The organism is Tumebacillus algifaecis (genome assembly GCF_002243515.1).
Lineage (GTDB): Bacteria > Bacillota > Bacilli > Tumebacillales > Tumebacillaceae > Tumebacillus_A > Tumebacillus_A algifaecis.
On sequence record NZ_CP022657.1, the window covers coordinates 3,100,001 to 3,102,500 of the forward strand.

The window sequence follows — 2,500 nt, forward strand, 5'->3', positions numbered from 1 at the left end:
ATCCTCGGATCAATGCCTGCTTACGGCTCCCCGAGGCATTTCGGTGTTTGCCCCGTCCTTCATCGGCTCCTGGCGCCAAGGCATCCTCCGTGCGCCCTTCGTAGCTTAACCTAAGTTATTGCATACGAAATGCTGCATTTCTTCATGTCTTGACTCACAATTTCGCTATCCAGTTTTCAAGGAACACTTTTTGGGAAAGAAAAAACCCTACCGGGCTTGATCCCCCAAAACTAAACGAGTTGTCAGAGATGATGCGAGTTTGATAAAGCTTGTTTTATGGTCGTTAGACCGTAAATCCTTAGAAAGGAGGTGATCCAGCCGCACCTTCCGATACGGCTACCTTGTTACGACTTCACCCCAGTCATCGACCCCACCTTAGACGGCTGGCTCCTTACGGTTACCTCACCGGCTTCGGGTGTTGCCAACTCCCATGGTGTGACGGGCGGTGTGTACAAGGCCCGGGAACGAATTCACCGCGGCATGCTGATCCGCGATTACTAGCAATTCCAGCTTCATGCAGGCGAGTTGCAGCCTGCAATCCGAACTGTGAGCGGCTTTTTGGGATTGGCTCCGCCTCGCGGCCTCGCAACCCTTTGTACCGCCCATTGTAGCACGTGTGTAGCCCAAGACATAAGGGGCATGATGATTTGACGTCATCCCCGCCTTCCTCCGGTTTGTCACCGGCAGTCAATTGTGAGTGCCCAACTGAATGATGGCAACACAATTTAGGGGTTGCGCTCGTTGCGGGACTTAACCCAACATCTCACGACACGAGCTGACGACAACCATGCACCACCTGTCACCGCTGCCCCGAAGGGAAGGTCTATCTCTAAACCGGTCAGCGGGATGTCAAGTCTTGGTAAGGTTCTTCGCGTTGCTTCGAATTAAACCACATGCTCCACTGCTTGTGCGGGCCCCCGTCAATTCCTTTGAGTTTCAGTCTTGCGACCGTACTCCCCAGGCGGAGTGCTTAATGCGTTAGCTTCGGCACTGAGGGTGGTACCCCCAACACCTAGCACTCATCGTTTACGGCGTGGACTACCAGGGTATCTAATCCTGTTTGCTCCCCACGCTTTCGCGCCTCAGCGTCAGAAATCGGCCAGCAAGGCGCCTTCGCCACAGGTGTTCCTCCACATCTCTACGCATTTCACCGCTACACGTGGAATTCCCCTTGCCTCTCCGATCCTCAAGCCATCCCGTATCCAAGGCAGTCCCAAGGTTGAGCCTTGGGCTTTCACCCCGGACGCAGATGGCCGCCTGCGCGCGCTTTACGCCCAGTGATTCCGGACAACGCTTGCCCCCTACGTATTACCGCGGCTGCTGGCACGTAGTTAGCCGGGGCTTCCTCCTCAGTTACCGTCAGGGTGTGAGCATTCCCTTCTCACACTTGTTCTTCACAGAAGACAGAATTTTACAACCCGAAGGCCTTCATCATTCACGCGGCGTTGCTCCATCAGGCTTGCGCCCATTGTGGAAGATTCCCTACTGCTGCCTCCCGTAGGAGTCTGGGCCGTGTCTCAGTCCCAGTGTGGCCGATCACCCTCTCAGGTCGGCTACGCATCGTCGCCTTGGTGAGCCGTTACCTCACCAACTAGCTAATGCGCCGCGGGCTCATCCGACAGTGAAGCGAAAGCTTCTTTCTCGATCTCCTCATGCGAGGGGATCGCTTATCCGGTATTAGCACTCGTTTCCAAGCGTTATCCCAGTCTGTCGGGCAGATTGCCCACGTGTTACTCACCCGTCCGCCGCTAACCTTTGGGAGCAAGCTCCCTCCAGTCCGCTCGACTTGCATGTATTAGGCACGCCGCCAGCGTTCGTCCTGAGCCAGGATCAAACTCTCAATAAAAGTTGAAAAAGTTTGTATCTTGACTCGCATCAGATCTCTGTAACACTCGTTTAGTTTTCAAGGATCAAGAACAGGATGATTATTTAGTAAGCGTTGCGACAGAACGTCGCATACTTATTTGATCTATCTCCGCGTGTCTCTCGCGGCAACATCAACAACTATACCACACAGAATCCACAAAAGATACAGTGAATATTTGGTAAGCCGTCACGAGCATTGAAACGAGCAAAGCAGAGACTGTTGTAAGCCACGTTCTGTTCCTCCGTGCTTCAAGCGGCTCGAGAAAGCCTCGCACTATGAGTGGCAACCATTTGACTATCGGCTGTTAAGCCAATCCGCTCTTCGGTTCAAATTCCCTCCAAGCAGTTCCCCGACCAAAGTTTGGGTTTCTCGCAGATGGGGTTTACCTCGTTCCACTCTTCCCGTTTCCGAGAAGCTTCGTCACTGTGGCACTTTCAGGAGTACTTCTGCATATTCGCCGCAAAGCGAACGTAGCTCGTTTCCTCCGCCGTCAGCCTTGTGCAGGCTGCCCTGCCTTATGAATTGGGCAGGCATCCGAACTCCGGGCATCTCAGCCCGGGCGAGCGTGGACTTTCCTCACCGCAACTGAAGTAGTTGCAGCGCGATCACCTCACATGTCTCTGCGTTATTTCG

Annotated in this window: 2 rRNA genes and 1 other RNA gene (1 of these 3 only partly in view); all 3 read right to left on the reverse strand. The window is 53.9% G+C overall.

Annotated elements, in window-relative coordinates:
* Positions 1-111 (reverse strand): 23S ribosomal RNA (locus CIG75_RS13135) (it extends 2,818 nt beyond the left edge of the window).
* 191 nt (positions 112-302) lie between these two features.
* Positions 303-1,846: ribosomal RNA gene (locus tag CIG75_RS13140) — 16S ribosomal RNA — on the reverse strand.
* The 16S and 23S rRNA genes sit together here, the layout of an rRNA operon.
* Positions 1,847-2,084: 238 nt before the next feature.
* Positions 2,085-2,485: RNase P RNA component class B (gene rnpB, locus CIG75_RS13145), an RNA gene on the reverse strand.
* Positions 2,486-2,500: the final 15 nt, after the last annotated feature.